This is a genomic window from Curtobacterium sp. MCBA15_007, assembly GCF_001864905.1.
Lineage (GTDB): Bacteria > Actinomycetota > Actinomycetes > Actinomycetales > Microbacteriaceae > Curtobacterium > Curtobacterium poinsettiae.
The window spans coordinates 87,287-103,532 of the sequence record NZ_MJGM01000018.1 but is presented as its reverse complement, the minus strand read 5'-3'; the positions used below and the strand labels follow the sequence as shown (position 1 = coordinate 103,532).

Sequence of the window (16,246 nt, the reverse complement as noted above, 5' to 3'; positions counted from 1 at the left end):
AGTAACACCCCCGCACCACGCACGACACGGAGAGTCGCTCCGCCGATCAGGGCGGAGCGGCTCTTCGTCGTTCCCGGTTCCGCCGGCGGCACTGCTTCTCCCAGTGGCCGAGCCTACGATCGAGCGAATGCCCGCTCCTCGCTCGACCAAGACCGACGACCGACCCGGGCCGGACGACTTCATCCGCGTCCGTGGTGCCCGCGAGAACAACCTGCGCGACGTCGACGTGGACATCCCCCGCGACCGGATCGTCGCGTTCACCGGCGTCTCCGGGTCCGGCAAGTCCTCGCTCGCCTTCGGCACCGTCTTCGCCGAGGCCCAGCGCCGGTTCCTGGAGTCCGTGGCCCCGTACGCACGGCGCCTGATCGCGCAGGGCTCGACCCCGCACGTCGACTCGATCACCGGACTCCCGCCCGCCGTCGCCCTGCAGCAGCGTCGCGGCGCCCCGAGTTCCCGCTCCACCGTGGGCACCATGACCACGCTGTCGAACTCGATGCGCATGCTCTACTCGCGCGCCGGTACCTACCCGTCCGGCGCGGACCGGCTCGAGTCGGACTCCTTCTCGCCGAACACCGTCGCCGGAGCCTGCCCCCGGTGCCACGGCATCGGGACCGCGCACGAGGTCACCGAGGCCTCGGCCGTGCACGATCCGTCGTTGAGCATCCGCGACGGTGCGATCACCGCGTGGCCCGGTGCGTGGCAGGGCAAGAACCTGCGGGACGTCACCGCGGTGCTCGGCTACGACATCGAGCGCCCGTGGCGTGAGCTGTCGCGTGAGGACCGTGACTGGCTGCTCTTCACCGAGGAACAGCCCGTCGTGCAGGTGCAGCCGAAGCGCGACCGCGTGGCGAAGCCCTACAAGGGCCGGTTCTGGAGCGCCCGCCAGTTCGTGCTGCACACCCTCGCCGACTCGCAGAGCGAGACGCAGCGCAAGAAGGTGCTGCAGTTCGTCGAGTCCGGCCCGTGCGGGCTGTGCGGCGGAACGGGTCTGACCCGTGCGGCTCTCGCGGTCACGATCGGCGGCCACTCGATCGCCGAGCTGAACGCCCTGCCGCTGACCGGCCTGGCCGACGTCCTGCGCCCGATCGCCAGCATCACCGACGCGGCAGCGGCGACGTCACGGGCGTCGTCCGGCGAGCACACCGAGGTCGCCGTGGCGATCTCCCGCGACCTGCTGACCCGCGTCGACGTCCTGGTCGGCCTTGGGCTCGGCTACCTCGCGCTCGACCGCGCCACACCGACGCTCTCCCCCGGTGAGAGCCAGCGACTGCGGATCGCGACGCAGCTGCGCTCCGGCCTGTTCGGCGTCGTCTACGTGCTCGACGAACCGAGTGCCGGACTGCACCCCGCCGACGCCGAGTCACTCGTCGACGTCCTCGACGACCTGCGCGCCGGCGGCAACAGTGTCTTCGTCGTCGAGCACGACATGAGCATCGTGCGCCGAGCCGACTGGATCGTCGACGTCGGCCCCCGGGCGGGCAGCGGCGGTGGCACGGTCCTGTACAGCGGACCGGTCGCCGGCCTGGCCGAGGTCGAGGCCTCGGTCACCCGCCGCTTCCTGGAACCCCGGCAGCCGACCGTCGACCGCGCCGTCCGCGCCCCGATCGGCACGCTCGAGCTCCGTGACCTCACCCTGCACAACCTGCGGGGGCTCGACGTCGACCTGCCGCTCGGTGTCCTGACCGCGGTCACCGGGGTGAGCGGCTCGGGCAAGTCGTCGCTCGTGGGTGGTGTCCTGCCCGGCGCCGCGACGTCGCACCCGATCATCGACCGGGTCGTGCAGGTCGACCAGAAGCCGATCGGCCGCACACCCCGCTCGAACCTTGCCACCTACACGGGCCTGTTCGACGCGGTCCGAGCCGCCTTCGCCCAGACCGACGAGGCCAAGGCCCGCGGCTGGGGCGCCGGACGGTTCTCGTTCAACGTCGCCGGTGGCCGGTGCGAGGTCTGCCAGGGCGAAGGGTCGGTGTCCGTCGAACTGCTCTTCCTGCCCGGCAGCTGGGCCCCGTGCCCCGAGTGCCACGGCTCCCGGTACACCGCCGAGACGCTCGAGGTCCGGTGGAACGGGGCGTCCATCGCCGACGTCCTCGGCATGACCGTCGACGAAGCGGCGCCGTTCCTGGCGCCGCTGCCCGCAGCCGGGCGCGGACTCGAGACCCTGCGCGAGGTCGGGCTCGGCTACCTGCGCCTCGGTCAGCCCGCCCCGGAGCTGTCCGGCGGCGAGGCGCAGCGCATCAAGCTCGCGACCGAACTGCAGCGCGCGCGGACCGGGCACACCCTGTACCTGCTCGACGAGCCCACCACCGGCCTGCACCCGGCCGACGTCGAGCTGCTCACCGCCCAGCTCGCCCGCCTGACCGACGCGGGCAACACCGTCGTCGTGGTGGAGCACGCGATGGACGTCGTCGCGAGTGCCGACCACGTCATCGACATGGGCCCGTCCGGCGGTGTCGAGGGTGGCCAGGTGGTCGCCTCCGGCACGCCGGCCGAGGTTGCCGCTTCGACCACGAGCCGGACCGCGCCGTACCTGCGGGACCAGCTCGGTCGCTGACGCAGAAGTGCCCGCCAGGATCGCTCCTGACGGGCACTTCGTCGCTGCCGCTGGTTACCGCTGGACCGCTTCCGGCGCGTCGTCGCGGAAGAAGTCGCTGCCGCTGTGCGTGTAGCCGACCTCACCCGTCCGACGCCACTGCTTGCGGACGCGCTTGAAGGTGGTGATGCGTGCTGGTTCGACGTTCTCGTCGCTCGTGTAGGCGCTCATGGCTGATCTCCCTGTGTGATTAACCGTGGTTCCTCGGCCCCCCGAGATGGAGGCTAGCGAGGGCCTCGGAGCCGAGTTCGCGATCCGCCCTGGAACGTCCGTGGAACGCAATACCGGTCGTGCCGAGAGCCGGATCGCGCCCCTCCGGCACCGGGGTGCTCGTCCACGCCGAACTAGGATCCCCTCATGACCGGCGAGACACCCGACGTCGCGACGTCACTCGCGGCCATCAACGAACGGCTGACAGCGCTCGAGGCGTTGGCAACCGACCGGCGGGGTGACGACGACACCGCGTCCACGTTCTGGGTGCTCGACGGGCTCCGTCGGGCGGAATCGCCGTCCGTCGTGTACGCCGGCCTGGTGCCGACCTCTGACAACCGCCAGACGGAGTGGCAGGTCGGGTCCGCGGTTGGCGATCTGGAAGCGCTGCAGTGGGACTCCCTCGCACCGGGCATGGCGGCACTCGGCCATCCGCTCCGGCTCCGGATCCTCCAACTCGTGCACAACGGCGAGGACCGCGTCGCAGACCTCGCCGCAGCACCGGGCATGGGTACCACGGGACAGATCTACCACCACGTGCACCTCTTGGCAGATGCCGGATGGCTCGTGCCCGCGGGACGGTCTCGCTACGCGATCCCCGCCGAGCGGATCGTCCCCCTCCTCACGCTCATCGCGATCGTCGCTCCCGTTTGAACAAGTGACGATCTGCCTCTTGCCCTCTGGTGCAACGCATGGCTAGATTACGGTTCATTCGGATGTTTTCTGAAAATCCGTACATTGCTTGGGGGGCAAGCAGCATGTGCACGTGCGTGGGCACCCCGAGCTCGAACCGCTGATAACGGCGGAAGGGAAAGCTCGGAGATGCAGAACAAGAATCGCAGGGTCCTCCTCGGAGGAGTTGCCGTGGCCGTGGTGATCGGTGCGGGATCGATCGGAACCTCAGCAGCAACCGCGGCAGACACCGCAGAACGGTCGGTCGTCGCGCAGGCTGCGTCGGTCGGCACGCCAGCCAAGAGCAGTGCTCAGCCTGCTGCGCCGGTCGCCGTCGCCACCGCACTCGCGCGAGGGTTCACCGCTGCCAAGGCTCCGCAGGCGGTCTCGCAGGCAGCACGTCAGGGGTCGTTCCTCCAGGGACTCGGCTTCCTCGCCTCGACGCCCGTGAACGCCGACGCGAGTGCACTGCAGGACGCGTACTTCGACCGTTGAGCAGTCGCCGGGCGGTGAGCATGGAGCTCGCCGCCCGGCCTCCCCAAGGAGACCCCCAATGCCAACTGACCTCGATCAGCCGGAGAACCGCCCTGTGCGCCGCCGCCTGCGCGGTGCTGCGGTCGCGCTGAGCCTCGGAGTGGTCACACTCTTCGTCGGCTCTGCGCTCTTGCTCGCCGGACCGACCACCCCGCTGACGTTCCGGTTCGCCGGTCCGGTGAGCACCGTCATGCTGCCCCACTTCCCGCAGAACTGGAGCCTGTTCGCGCCGGACCCCCTCAGCGAGGAACGTGGGTTCGCCGCACGCTTCCGCTGCGAGGACGGATCAGAGACCAAGTTCGAAGACGTCACGACCGAGGTGATCACGGCGCTGCAACGGCAGCGCGTCTTCCCCAGCAGGGAGTCCCGCATCATCGGGAACGGGATCCTCGAACGGTTCAAGGAAGACCCGATCCTCAAGGACATCCGCGCCGAGGGAGACGAGCGTGTCCTCGACTCCACGACCGCGGAGGAGATAACCGCTGAAGAGACCGAGGCGCAGGAGCGTGCTCAGGTGATGCTCGCGAGGTACAGCGTCGGTGTCCGACCGGACGCCTGCGGCGGCGATGCGGTCCGCGCGGTCGAGCTGCGTTACGTGTTCCACGTTCTCCCCGGTTGGTCGAGCAGGCGGGACCTCAGCGCAACAGGAGACGTGACGTACTTCGACTCGGGATGGACGCAGCTGTGAGCGCGATCCGAGGAGCACTCGTCCAACTGACCGTCTGGATGACCGCGGCTCCACGAGCAGCCACTGCCCTCGCCGTCCTCCGGATCGTCGTCGGCGTGCTGGCACTCGTCTACTACCTCCGCGACTACGGCCAACGGCACCTCTTCTTCGGGCCGGACGGCGTCTACGGGAGCGCTGCCGTCGCCGCGACGACGCGGGAGCTCGGCACCTTCAACCTCTACTCGCTGTCCGACTCGCCGGTGTACTTCGAGGTCGTCTTCCACGCTGCGATCCTCGCCGCGGCCGCTGTGACCATCGGCTTCGGCGGCCGCTGGGCGATCGCGGTCCACTACGTGCTCCTCTGGTCCACCTACGGCCAGAACCCGGCGCTGCTGGACGGGGGAGACAACCTGCAGATGATCGTCGTCCCCGCGCTGGTGCTCACCGAGTGCACTTCCCGACTGGGCGTGCACATCCGGCCGCGGGTCAGCACACCCGGACTCGTCCGTTCGACCCTGCACAACACCGGTCTCCTGCTCATCGCCGGTCAGATCTGCGTCGTCTACCTGATGTCCGGCCTCTACAAGGTGCAGGGCCCGCTCTGGCAGGACGGGACGGCGCTCTACTCGATCCTCCGAGTGCCTGACTTCTACTTCCCGGGGGTCACGGAGCTGCTCTTCGCCTCCGACACGCTGCTCGTCCTGGGTGCGTACGGAACCGTCCTCAGCTCGATCGCCTTCCCGGTGCTGATCATCTTCCGACGAGGCCGTCTCCCGGCCGTGCTCATGATGACCGCGTTCCACCTGAGCATCGCGTTCTTCATGGGCTTGACCGCCTTCGCTGCGATCATGGTTGCCTGCGACCTGGTCTTCGTGAGTGGGCACGTCGAGCGCGTGCTCGTCCGAGCGCGTTCATCCATCGGACCGCTCCGCTTCCGCCCCAGCGGGGTGCGGGGTTCGACACCAGTTCCCGACACGACCAGATCAGGAGTACGAGCGTGACCGCTGCGAACCGAGCCGTGATCATCGACGCAGGGGGCGACGTCACCGCCGACCTCGGAGATCACTACGAAGCGGACGCGCTAGTGGAGTGGGCGAGCGTCACGAAGACCGTGACCGCCGCCGCCGTGCTCGTCCTCCTCGCTGAACGGGACATCCCACGGGACACCCCCGCCCGGGACCTGTTGCCGGACGTCCCCGACGACGCCACCTACACGGTCGACGACTTGATCCGACACCGCTCGGGCCTGCCCCGGGTGCACCAGGGCATGTCGGCCGGGGTCGTCGGCGATCCGTACGCGGACGTGTCCGAGGCGGACATCACGCGCGCGCTGCGCCAGACCCCGACGACACCGGGTGAGCGGGACTACTCCAACCTCGGCTACGCGGTGCTCGGTCGGCTGCTCGAGCACGTCGCGCAGGAAAGATGGTCCACGGTCGTCGAGCGGACGGTCCTCGCTCCGCTCGGCATCACCAGCGCCACCCTCGACCCGGCACCCGACCGACGAACGCTGCTCCGATCGTGGCGGGGCCGCCCCCGTGAACCCTGGACCATCGGATCAGGTCCCTACGCACCGGCCGGCGGGATCTGGTCGACCATGTCCGACCTCCTGCGGTTCGGCGTGGGGATCGGACGCATCGAGCCGGACTTCCTGGCGTGGGAGCACCGCGACGGGCTGATCTGGCACAGCGGGCAGACACGGGACGCCGGCGTCTGCCTGCTCCGTCACGGCGACGTCACGGTCGCGTCGCACGCCCTCGGCGCAGCGCCCGGAGCTGCTGACCGGCTCGCCGTCCGACGCCTCCGTGCCGTGGGAGTCGTCGCGTGAGCGGCGGCACTCGGGCCGGCGAGGTCCTGCAGGTGGCCCTGGAGGACTCCCGGCAGAGCTCGTTCAAGCGTCTGGCCCGGACCACGGCGGCATTGGCCCTGGCCGCGATGGGCGGTGCCGGTGAGGACTTCCTGCCGAGCTTCGACCTGGTCGTCCGCCGTCGTGACGACGGCGCGGAGGTCCTCCGGACGCGAGCCGGAGACGCGGATCAGGCCGAACGGCTCCTCGAGACCGTGGAACGAGACCTGAACGAGAAGGACGTCACGACGTTCGTCAGCGAGTGGCGCGTCATCGAGCGCTGAGGGAGCGCGCGGGCGGACTCAGGAACGCAGGCCGAGCACCAGGTCGTGGACCACGCGCGCTGCGCGTGCCGCGGCGTCGTCCAGGTGCTCGCGGAACTCGGCGCCGTCCGGCGCGCAGAGGTCGCTGATGCACCGGACCGACACGAACGGCATGTCGTGGACGTGGGCGAACTGCGCGATCGCCGCCGACTCCATGTCGACCGCGGCCACCTCGGGGAAGGCGACACGGAGGGTGCGGGCGCGGCCCTCGGTGACGAAGACCTCGCTGGACCCGATCGTCGCCGACCGCAGTGGCCACGCGATGTCGGCCCCCATCGCGAGCTCGACGAGCCGGGCGTCCGGCGCGTAGCCGGTCGGCATGCCGGGGACCTGGCCCAGGGCGTAGCCGAACGCCGTGGCGTCGGCGTTGAGGTTGACGTACCGGTCGCCGACCAGGACGTCACCGATGGCGACACCGTGCATGAGCCCGCCGGCGGTCCCGACGCTGATGACCGGGATGCCCGGGCCGAAGTCGTGGAAGCCGTGGGCGACCGCGGCCGTGGCGTTCGTGAAGCCGATGCCGCTGCGGCGCACGACGACCGTGGCGCCGCCGATGTCGAGCAGCTGGTGCGGGTCGTGGCCACCGACGGGGCCGTCGAGCACGGGGACACCGCCGAAGAGGTCGGCGAAGGCCGAGACCTCTTCGCTCATGGCCGCGATGATGATCGCGACGGGTTGCTGCTGCACTGACCGATCCTCCCACGCCGGGCGAGCTCGGACGTGCAGGTCGGGTCGTCGGAACCGCTAGCGGCGGGAGGCCTGCCGGGACAGCTCGTCGGCGACGAAGGCGGCGAGCGCGTCGGCGCCGGGGTGGTCGTCGGCGGTGACGGTGACGACGGTGTCGGTGCCGGTGTCGGTGTCGCCCTCGGTCTGGTCGAACAGGAGCATCTGGCCGTACGCACCGTGCAGCCGCCAGAGCCGCCCGGGGCCACCCCACCCGGCCATGGCGTACCGCTCGTAGCCGGGGCCGGTGCCCTCGCGCTCGACCCAGTCGGTGTGCATCGCGTCGCACCACCGCGCGCTGACGATCCGCTGTCCGTCGATGATCCCGCCGTCGCGGATCAGGTGTCCGATGCGGGCGAGTTCCTCGGTGCGGAGCGCCAGCCCCTCACCGCCGGCGACGAACCCGTTCGGGCAGCGTTGCCAATCGACGTCCTGGATGCCGAGCGGCGCGAACAGCCGCTCGGAGACGAACGCACCGACGTCGCCGACCCGGGTCTCGAGCACGCGCATCGCCGTGTAGGTGCTGGCGTTCGCGTACTGGAACACCCGGCCGCGGGACGGTCGCCGCAGGAACTCGGCCGCCAGGTCCGGCCAGTCCGTCAGCTCGGTCGCCGACCAGGGCATGTCGATCCCGCTGGTCATGGTGAGCAGGTGGCGGAGGGTGACCCGGTCGACGCCGTCGCCGAGGGCGAGGCCGGTGCCGGTGCCGGTCAGGTACCTGGCGATCGGTTCGTCGACGTCGACCAGGCCGTCGTCGGCGGCGATGCCGGCGGCCACGACGCAGACGCCCTTGGCGACGGAGTGGACCTCGCGTCGGACGTCGGGGGTCCAGCGGTGCTCGGCGACGTCGTCGGTGTCCGTCGCCCCGGTCCGCGTGCGCACGTGGATGCCGTGTGCGGCGAACCCCGTCGCGTCGACGTGGGCGACGACGGCGTCGAGGATGGTCGCGGCGGTGTGCACACCCCATCCTCTCGTGGCCGAGTGGTATGCGCCGCCGCTCGTGTCCGAGCGGCTGCGGGCACGGGCAGGGTCCGCCGCGTACCGTCCGGCTCGTGTCCGACGAACAGCCCCGCCGCCCCGATCCCACCCGCGTCGGCGACCAGCCCGCGCTCCGCACGGCCTCGGGCTCGAACTGGCTCGTGTGGGGCGCCGTCACGGCCGTGATCGTCGCCGCCGTGATGGTGCTCATGGCGATCCGGGCGCCGGCGATCGGCTGGCCCGCCCTGGTGCTCGTGGCCCTGTTGTTCGTGACGATGGTCGTGGTGCGAGCCGCCGTCCGGCCGAAACGGGCCCGACTCGTCACCCTGGCCGTCCTCGACCTCGGCATCGTGGTCGTCGGGCTGGTGGCGACCCTGGCGGTGCTGTACTCGTCGCCGGTCGGCTGATGCCACGATGGCATGTTGATAACGGTTCTCACTAAGATGGTGCGCATCGGTCACAGCACGGTGGCCGTTCCACCGACGCAGCCACAGCTGCTGGGAAGACCGACCCCATGCCAGCACCACACCCCACCGAGACCCTCGATGCCCTCGTGGTCGGAGCCGGACCGGCCGGCATCGGCACCGGCCTGGCGCTCCACGCCGTCGACGGCCTGCTGTTCGGCGTCGTCGACCGCGGCGTCGTCGGGGACACGTTCCAGCGATGGCCGGAGCACCAGCGGTTCCTGACACCGTCCTTCACCGGCAACGGGTTCGGGGCCACCGACCTCAACGCGGTCCACCCGCGCACCTCACCCGCCTACAGCCTGGCGACGGACTACCCGTCGGGGCCGGAGTACGCCCGGTACCTGCGTGGCGTCGTCGCCGCCTTCCACCTGCCGACCCTGCCGGACACCGAGGTCGAGCACATCGAGCCGGACGACGACGGCTTCCGCGTGACCACGAGCCGCGGCCCCGTCATCACCCGGAACGTGGTCTGGGCCGGCGGCGAGTTCTCCGACCCGATCCTGCCCCGCTGCGCCGGCACCTCGCTCGGGGTGCACGCGTCCGCCGAGACAGCCTGGGTGGCACGGCCCGGGCACGTGGTGGTCGTGGGCGGGTTCGAGTCCGGCATCGACCTGGCGTGCCACCACGTCGAGCAGGGGGCGACGGTGTCGGTCGTCGACCCGTCCCACCCCTGGGACGCCGGCAGCGGATCGGACCCGTCGTTCCGACTCGCCCCGCGGACCCGCCAGCGGCTCGCGGCCGCGCGGGCCAGCGGACGCCTCACCCTGGTCGACGACGGCCAGGTCACCGGCATCAAGCGGTCCGGCGACGGTTTCTCCGTCGGGGTCGCCGGACGAAGCGCCCTGGTGGCGGACGCACCGCCGATCCTCGCCACCGGGTACGGGCCGGGGCTCGGGCCGGCCGCGAGCCTGTTCGACACCCGCGCGGACGGCTGGCCGCTGCTCACCGAGGACGACGAGTCGACCACCACGCCCGGGCTGTTCCTGGCCGGCACAGCGCTCCGGCACGGTGGGCTGCAGTTCTGCTTCGTGTACAAGTTCCGGCAGCGGTTCGCCCACGTCGCCCGCGTCATCGGCGAACGGGCCGGACGTGACTGCGGTGCGCTGCAGGAGTGGGACGACGCCGGGATGCTCACCGACGACCTGAGCTGCTGCGGTGTCGAATGCGCGTGCTGATGCCGGCACAGCGGCCCGCCCGCCCCGCCGGTGCACGACTCTGGGCCACCCCCGCGATCGTCGGCGGTGCCATCCTGCTCGGGTCGGTGATCGGCGGCGTCTCGCCCTCGAGCGGTGACGTCATGGGCTCCGTGGTGGACCTGCTGGTGATCACCCTGGTCGTCACCCTGTTCGTCGACGTCCCGCTCCACCGCCTCCCCCGGACGCCGGGCGCGTGGAAGGTCATCGGCATCGCCTGGAGCATGAACTTCCTGCTCGCCCCGCTCGTCGCCTTCCTGCTGACCCGCGTGGCCCTGCCCGGCCACCCGGCCGTCCAACTCGGCGTGATGCTGTACTTCCTGGCGCCCTGCACCGACTGGTTCCTGGCGTTCACCCGCCTGAGCGACGGCGACACCGCCGTGGGCGCGACCCTGCTGCCGATCAACATGGTCACCCAGCTGCTCCTGTTCCCGGTGTGGATCACGGTCCTCGGCGGCAACGCCGGCATCGATGCCGTGGGAACCGTCGGCACCCTGCTGCAGTGGTTCGTCCTGCCCGTCGCGATCGCCGTGGCGATCCGCCTCGGCATCGCACTGCTGCCGACCGGCACTCGAGCCCGCGCCGCGGCGCTGCCCGGCCGGGCGATCCCGTGGATCGTCGGGGCGATGGTCGCCGGCCTCTTCGCCTCGCACATCCGGCTGCTGCTGGCGAACCTGCCGGTGTTCGTCGCCGTGCTGGGGTGCGCAGTGGTGTTCTTCGCCGTCATGTACGTCGCCGCCGAGTCCGCGTCACGCCTCGCCGCCCTGTCGTACCCGAGGACAGCACTGCTCGCGATGACGACGGCGGCCCGCAACGCGCCCCTGATGATCGGGCTGACGAGCGCCGCGCTCCCCCACCAGCCCCTGGTCACCACGGCGATCGTGGTCGGGATGCTCGTCGAGTTCCCGCACCTGCTCGCGGTGCGGCACCTGCTGCTGCGTCGGCGACGTGGTCAGCGCACCGGGCGACGCCTGCGCGGCACCGCAGCTTGGGGGCACCCGTGACGCACCGGGTCCGGCTCGTCGTCGTGCCGACCGAGCGGCGGGTGATCGAGACCGAGCACGACGACCGGCGGACGGCGCTCCTGCTCGCGCTGGGCCAGGTGCCCCTCGGGTACACGGTCACCGACGTCGACGTGCTGCCGGAGCACGAGGACACCGAGCACGACCCCGCGGAGCCGGGCCGACGCTGAGCGGGGCGCTCCGACGGCGCTGGTACGGCCCGAGACGGTCACGATGCCGGACGGGAGGCCCGTGACGGGCCCGCACCGCGCCTCCAGTCCGGTGCCGGTCGCGACCGGTGCACGTGGCCGGCTACGCGCTGTCGGTCACCGTCGGCTGCGCCTGCCGCAGCCCGGTGACCAGGAGGGTCACGATCGTCCGGACGTCGTAGTCGGGGTCCTGGGGACTCCACGCCACCAGGTCACCGACGGCCCGGAGCAGCTGGTACGGCGGGGTCGGTGCGGCCACCTCGCCGGACGCCCGCGCGGCGTCGAGCAGTCGGCCGAGCACGGGCACGAGCTCGTCGACGAACAGGGTGTGCAGCGCCGTGAAGCCGTCGGCGTCGCCCTCCCAGACGCGCGCCAGACCGTGCTTGGTGCCGAGGAAGTCGACGAACTGGTGCACCCAGCGCAGCAGGGCGGCGAACGGTGTCGGCTCCGAGCCGAGCAGCGCCGGCCCCGCGTCGACCAGGGCCTCGATCTGGTGCCGGTAGACGGCGACGACCAGGTCCGAACGGGTCGGGAAGTGCCGGTAGAGCGTGCCCACTCCGACCCCAGCGGCGGTGGCGACCTCGCGCACCGGTGCACCGACGCCCGAGGCGGCGAAGACCCCGGCAGCGGCGTCGAGGATCGTGCGCTCGTTGCGCTCCACGTCGCGACGGCGACGCGGCGCGGGGTCGGTCGACGGGGTGCTCATGCCTCGATCATCGCACGACACCGACGCGATGCGGAACAGTGCTCCGCTTCGCCTTGTAATCCGGATCGTTGTTCCGTATCGTTCCGGAACGTCGCTCCGTTTCGGACGACAGTCGCTCCGTCCGCGGGGGACACGGCATCCCGGAAAGGCCCACATGGCACCCACAGCACCCCGACCACAGGTCATCAGCGTGCGCCCCGTCGCGCTTCCCGCACCCGCGCGCGGTCAGGACCTCGAGGTCCGGATCACCGCACCGACACCCGGCACGGACCTGCCCGTCATCGTCTTCGCCCACGGCTTCGGCCAGTCCATGACCGGTGGCGACCCCCTGGTCGACCACTGGACCGCGAACGGCTTCGTCGTCGTCCAACCGACGTTCCTCGACGCGAAGTCCTACGGGCTGACGCTCGACGACCCGCGCTACCCGACCATCTGGCGGACGCGGGTCGACGACCTCGAGCGCGTGCTCGACGACCTCGACCAGATCGTCGACGCGGTCCCCGGCCTGAGCGGGCGCGTCGACACCGCACGCATCGCCGCGGTCGGACACTCGTGGGGCGGACAGTCCGTGGGCATGCTGCTCGGGGCCCGCGTCCTGGACGCCGACGGACAGCCGGGCGAGGACCGCACCGACCACCGCGTGCGCGCCGGGGTCCTGCTGTCCACCACCGGGATCGCGCGCGGCGACCTCGTGCCGTTCGCGCAGGAGCACTTCGCGTTCATGAGCCCCGACTTCAGCCAGCTGCACACCCCGTCACTCGTCGTCGCCGGCGACCACGACCAGTCCCAGCTCTCGACGCGAGGCCCGGACTGGTTCACCGACGTCTACCACCTGAGCCCCGGCGCGCGGCACCTGGTGACACTCCACGGCGGCGAGCACCTGCTCGGCGGGATCCAGGACTACGAGTCGACCGCCACCACGGACGAGAGCCCCGAGCGTGTGGACCTCGTCCGCCAGACCACGACGGCGTTCCTCCGGACCGCGCTCGGCCTCGACCCCGACGCGTGGTCGGCGATCGCCGACGCCGTCGGCCCTGCCACCGCCGTCGGCCGCATCGAATCGAAGGAGCACCACTCGTGATCACCGACCAGCACCCCCTGCCCAGCGGCTTCACCGCCGCGTCCACCGCCGCCGACGTCCTGCACGGCGTCGACCTGACCGGCCGGAACGTCGTCGTGACCGGCGGCCACAGCCGCCTCGGCCGCGAGACCAGCCGCGCCCTCGCGGCGGCCGGCGCCGACGTCACCGTCGCCTGCCGTGACGTCGACCGGGCATCCGCAGCCGTCGCCGACATCCCGGGCATCCACGTCGAGGCCCTCGACCTCACGGCCCCGTCGTCGGTCGACGCCTTCGCCGCGCGCTGGTCGACCTCCGGCCGCCCGCTGCACATGCTCGTGAACAGTGCCGCGATGCTCTTCACCCCGGACCGCCGGCTCGACGGCCGCGGCAACGAACTGGCGTTCTCGACGACGCACCTCGGGCACTTCCAGCTCACGCGGGCGCTCCTCCCCGCCCTCCTGGAGGCCCGTGGTGCGCGGGTCCTGACCGTCACCTCCGGCGCGGCGCGGTTCGGGCAGATCCGGTGGGACGACCTGACGTTCGCACACGGGTATGACCCGGTCACCGCGTACGGCCAGTCGAAGCGCGCCAACGTCCTGTTCACGGTGGAGCTCGACCGCCGGTACGCCGGCCAAGGCATCCGTGCCTTCGCCGCGCACCCGGGCGTCATCATCGGACCCGGCCCGCACGACGCCTCGCAGATCGCTTCGTACCGGGAGCAGGGACTGGTCGACGACCACGGGGTGACCGTCATCGACCCCGAGGTCGGCAAGAAGACCGTCGAGCAGGGCGCAGCGACACTCGTGTTCGGTGCCGCGAGCCCGCTGCTCGACGGCGTCGGCGGGGTCTACCTGAAGGACAGCGACGTCGCCGTAATCGACGACCGGGTCCTGCCCCTGACCGCGGACCGCATCCCGTCGGACGCGAACTCGGCGATGCTCGACGCCGACGATGCCAGGCGGCTGTGGGCGGTCAGCGAGGGACTCCTCGCATGATCGCCGTCGGCCGGGGGCCTCGTCCGCTCACTGTTCTCGTCGTCCTCGCTACTGTGTGACGGTGCTGACCGTGCGGATCGAGAGCCCCCGGCAGGACGACGTCCTGCACCTGCTGCAGCAGGGTGACGACTACGGACTGAGCCTCTACCCGGCCGAGAACTACCACGCCCTCGACGTCGACGACCTGGACCAGCCCGACGTCACGTTCCTGGTGGCGCGCGAGGACGGCACCGCCCTCGGCACCGTGGCGCTCGTCGACGCCGGCGACGGCACCGGCGAGGTCAAGCGCATGTTCGTGAGCGACGCCGCGCGTGGGCTCGGCGTCGGGACGCGGCTGCTCGACGCCCTGCACGACCGTGCCCGCGCGGTCGGCATCGGGACCGTCCGGCTCGAGACCGGCCTGCCGCAGGCCGCGGCGATCGCGCTGTACCGGAAGGCCGGGTACGCGGACATCCCCCGGTTCGGCCCGTACGTCGACGACCCGACGAGCGTGTGCATGGAGCGGCAGCTCGTCTGATCGGCGCTGCCTCCCGACGTAGGATCGCGTGTGAGCTCCGAGCACCCCGAACCCAGCGGCATCGACCCCGACGACCTGACCGTCGCGCTCCGGGTGCTCGAGCAGCTGCCGTCGATCGACGAGACGCACCCGGACTTCATCCGGGTCCGCCAGGCCACGGCGAAGATGTTCAAGGCCGTCAAGCGTGCGCACCGGCTCGAGAAGCGCGGCGTCATCGCCGAGGCCGACCGCCGGGTGATCGCCGCCACCGCCACCGGGGCCGCCGACCGGATCGACGACGAGACCCGCGGCGTCCCGATCAGCGCCTCGACCGCATCGACGACCGCGGGCACGCTGCTGAAGTCGCGCCCCTGCTACATGTGCAAGCAGCACTACACGGTCGTCGACGCGTTCTACCACCAGCTCTGCCCGGCGTGCGCCCGCATGAGCCACGCGAAGCGCGAGGCCCGGACGGACCTGACCGGCAAGCGGGCGCTGCTCACCGGTGGCCGCGCGAAGATCGGCATGTACATCGCGCTCCGGCTGCTGCGCGACGGGGCCCACACCACCATCACCACGCGGTTCCCCCGCGACGCGGTGCGCCGGTTCGCGAGCCTGCCCGACTCCGCCGACTGGATGGACCGCCTGAAGGTCGTCGGCATCGACCTGCGCGACCCCGCCCAGGTGATCGGGCTCGCCGAGGACGTGGCCGCCTCCGGCCCCCTCGACATCCTGATCAACAACGCCACGCAGACCGTGCGCCGGTCGACCGGCGCCTACCAGCCGCTCGTCGACGCGGAACTCGCGCCGCTGCCCGACGGACCGCTGCCCGAACTCGTGACCTTCGGGCACACGAACGACCAGCACCCGCTGGCGCTCGCCCGTTCAGTTGCCGCGCACCCGATCCTCGCGGCCGCCGCAGCCCGTGCCGACGAGCTGACCGAACAGGCCATGGCCCCGGGCTCGAGCTCGCTCGAGCGGCTCGCCCTGGGCACCGCGATCGACGCCGGTGGCCTGGTCCCCGACCTGCACGACGAGAACTCGTGGACCCAGCAGGTGGACGAGGTCGACCCGCTCGAGATGCTCGAGGTCCAGCTGGCCAACACCACGGCGCCGTTCATCCTGATCTCGAAGCTCCGCCCCGCGATGGCCGCCAGCACCGGACGCCGCACCTACGTGGTGAACGTCAGCGCCATGGAAGGGGTGTTCGGCCGCGCGTACAAGGGGCCGGGGCACCCGCACACGAACATGGCGAAGGCCGCCGTGAACATGCTCACCCGCACGAGCGCGCAGGAGATGTTCGAGACCGACAACATCCTGATGACGAGCGTCGACACCGGCTGGATCACCGACGAACGGCCGCACCCGACCAAGGTCCGGCTCGCCGAAGAGGGCTTCCACGCGCCGCTCGACCTGGTCGACGGGGCCGCCCGTGTCTACGACCCGATCGTCCGGGGCGAAGCGGGCGAGGACGTGTTCGGTGTCTTCCTGAAGGACTACGCGCCGAGTTCGTGGTGACGAGCGGCTGACCGGATCGGTTCCGTCAGTGCTTCGACGGGGCGTTCTCCTGCGGCAG

At 71.3% G+C, this 16,246-nt stretch carries 19 protein-coding genes; 15 read left to right on the top strand and 4 right to left on the bottom strand.

Annotation, left to right across the window (positions count from 1 at the left end; genetic code table 11):
- The first annotated feature begins 127 nt into the window (after positions 1-127).
- Positions 128-2,551 carry an excinuclease ABC subunit UvrA gene (locus BIU95_RS09740; protein ID WP_071251563.1) on the top strand — a complete coding sequence of 808 codons (2,424 nt, stop codon included), beginning with the start codon at positions 128-130 and terminating at the stop codon, positions 2,549-2,551.
- A 54-nt stretch (positions 2,552-2,605) separates the two neighbouring features.
- Here BIU95_RS09740 and BIU95_RS18645 read toward each other — a convergent pair whose 3' ends face one another.
- Complete coding sequence (locus tag BIU95_RS18645; protein ID WP_155896774.1) at positions 2,606-2,761, bottom strand: hypothetical protein; 156 nt, start codon at positions 2,759-2,761, stop codon at positions 2,606-2,608.
- 186 nt (positions 2,762-2,947) lie between these two features.
- Here BIU95_RS18645 and BIU95_RS09735 point away from each other — a divergent pair, with 186 nt between their 5' ends.
- From BIU95_RS09735 to BIU95_RS09710, 6 genes are all read left to right on the top strand, one after another.
- A complete protein-coding gene (locus tag BIU95_RS09735) occupies positions 2,948-3,454 on the top strand; it encodes a helix-turn-helix transcriptional regulator (protein ID WP_052481672.1) in 507 nt (168 codons plus the stop codon).
- Between the two features lie 168 nt (positions 3,455-3,622).
- Positions 3,623-3,967: a hypothetical protein gene (locus BIU95_RS09730; protein ID WP_139179728.1), complete on the top strand. Its 345-nt coding sequence runs from the start codon at positions 3,623-3,625 to the stop codon at positions 3,965-3,967.
- A 58-nt stretch (positions 3,968-4,025) separates the two neighbouring features.
- Positions 4,026-4,694 carry a DUF5819 family protein gene (locus BIU95_RS09725; protein ID WP_139179727.1) on the top strand — a complete coding sequence of 223 codons (669 nt, stop codon included), beginning with the start codon at positions 4,026-4,028 and terminating at the stop codon, positions 4,692-4,694.
- The gene (locus BIU95_RS09720) at positions 4,691-5,674 is read left to right on the top strand and encodes an HTTM domain-containing protein (RefSeq protein WP_052481673.1); all 984 of its coding nucleotides are present in this window, start codon (positions 4,691-4,693) and stop codon (positions 5,672-5,674) included. The genes BIU95_RS09725 and BIU95_RS09720 overlap by 4 nt, the downstream gene beginning before the upstream one ends.
- Positions 5,671-6,501, top strand: coding sequence for a serine hydrolase (locus tag BIU95_RS09715; protein WP_071251561.1), 831 nt, complete (start codon positions 5,671-5,673; stop codon positions 6,499-6,501). Before BIU95_RS09720 ends, BIU95_RS09715 begins: the two co-directional genes overlap by 4 nt.
- The gene (locus BIU95_RS09710; protein ID WP_042537783.1) at positions 6,498-6,803 is read left to right on the top strand and encodes a hypothetical protein; all 306 of its coding nucleotides are present in this window, start codon (positions 6,498-6,500) and stop codon (positions 6,801-6,803) included. The genes BIU95_RS09715 and BIU95_RS09710 overlap by 4 nt, the downstream gene beginning before the upstream one ends.
- Positions 6,804-6,821: 18 nt before the next feature.
- On the opposite strand, the gene mtnN is transcribed toward BIU95_RS09710, so the two are convergent.
- Together mtnN and BIU95_RS09700 are read right to left on the bottom strand one after the other, a co-directional pair.
- Complete coding sequence (mtnN, locus tag BIU95_RS09705; protein WP_082509451.1) at positions 6,822-7,529, bottom strand: 5'-methylthioadenosine/S-adenosylhomocysteine nucleosidase; 708 nt, start codon at positions 7,527-7,529, stop codon at positions 6,822-6,824.
- A gap of 57 nt (positions 7,530-7,586) precedes the next feature.
- Complete coding sequence (locus tag BIU95_RS09700) at positions 7,587-8,525, bottom strand: serine hydrolase (protein WP_071251560.1); 939 nt, start codon at positions 8,523-8,525, stop codon at positions 7,587-7,589.
- A gap of 92 nt (positions 8,526-8,617) precedes the next feature.
- On the opposite strand from BIU95_RS09700, the gene BIU95_RS09695 reads away from it, so the two are divergent.
- The 4 genes from BIU95_RS09695 to BIU95_RS09680 all read left to right on the top strand — a co-directional run bounded on the left by BIU95_RS09695 (position 8,618) and on the right by BIU95_RS09680 (position 11,395).
- The gene (locus tag BIU95_RS09695; RefSeq protein ID WP_056069193.1) at positions 8,618-8,950 is read left to right on the top strand and encodes a hypothetical protein; all 333 of its coding nucleotides are present in this window, start codon (positions 8,618-8,620) and stop codon (positions 8,948-8,950) included.
- Between the two features lie 107 nt (positions 8,951-9,057).
- Complete coding sequence (locus tag BIU95_RS09690; protein WP_071251559.1) at positions 9,058-10,185, top strand: NAD(P)/FAD-dependent oxidoreductase; 1,128 nt, start codon at positions 9,058-9,060, stop codon at positions 10,183-10,185.
- On the top strand, positions 10,185-11,207 hold the full coding sequence (locus BIU95_RS09685) for an arsenic resistance protein (protein ID WP_071251568.1): 1,023 nt from the start codon (positions 10,185-10,187) through the stop codon (positions 11,205-11,207). Before BIU95_RS09690 ends, BIU95_RS09685 begins: the two co-directional genes overlap by 1 nt.
- Positions 11,204-11,395 (top strand): hypothetical protein, encoded by a 192-nt coding sequence (locus tag BIU95_RS09680; RefSeq protein ID WP_017886152.1) that lies wholly within the window; start codon positions 11,204-11,206, stop codon positions 11,393-11,395. The genes BIU95_RS09685 and BIU95_RS09680 overlap by 4 nt, the downstream gene beginning before the upstream one ends.
- Before the next feature lie 121 nt (positions 11,396-11,516).
- On the opposite strand, the gene BIU95_RS09675 is transcribed toward BIU95_RS09680, so the two are convergent.
- Positions 11,517-12,119 (bottom strand): TetR/AcrR family transcriptional regulator, encoded by a 603-nt coding sequence (locus BIU95_RS09675; protein WP_017886153.1) that lies wholly within the window; start codon positions 12,117-12,119, stop codon positions 11,517-11,519.
- A 154-nt stretch (positions 12,120-12,273) separates the two neighbouring features.
- On the opposite strand from BIU95_RS09675, the gene BIU95_RS09670 reads away from it, so the two are divergent.
- The 4 genes from BIU95_RS09670 to BIU95_RS09655 all read left to right on the top strand — a co-directional run bounded on the left by BIU95_RS09670 (position 12,274) and on the right by BIU95_RS09655 (position 16,188).
- A complete protein-coding gene (locus tag BIU95_RS09670) occupies positions 12,274-13,200 on the top strand; it encodes an alpha/beta fold hydrolase (RefSeq protein ID WP_071251558.1) in 927 nt (308 codons plus the stop codon).
- The gene (locus BIU95_RS09665; protein WP_071251557.1) at positions 13,197-14,174 is read left to right on the top strand and encodes an SDR family NAD(P)-dependent oxidoreductase; all 978 of its coding nucleotides are present in this window, start codon (positions 13,197-13,199) and stop codon (positions 14,172-14,174) included. The genes BIU95_RS09670 and BIU95_RS09665 overlap by 4 nt, the downstream gene beginning before the upstream one ends.
- A 61-nt stretch (positions 14,175-14,235) precedes the next feature.
- On the top strand, positions 14,236-14,691 hold the full coding sequence (locus BIU95_RS09660) for a GNAT family N-acetyltransferase (protein WP_231564042.1): 456 nt from the start codon (positions 14,236-14,238) through the stop codon (positions 14,689-14,691).
- Positions 14,692-14,721: 30 nt separating this feature from the next.
- On the top strand, positions 14,722-16,188 hold the full coding sequence (locus BIU95_RS09655; protein WP_071251556.1) for an SDR family oxidoreductase: 1,467 nt from the start codon (positions 14,722-14,724) through the stop codon (positions 16,186-16,188).
- Positions 16,189-16,246 lie beyond the last annotated feature (58 nt).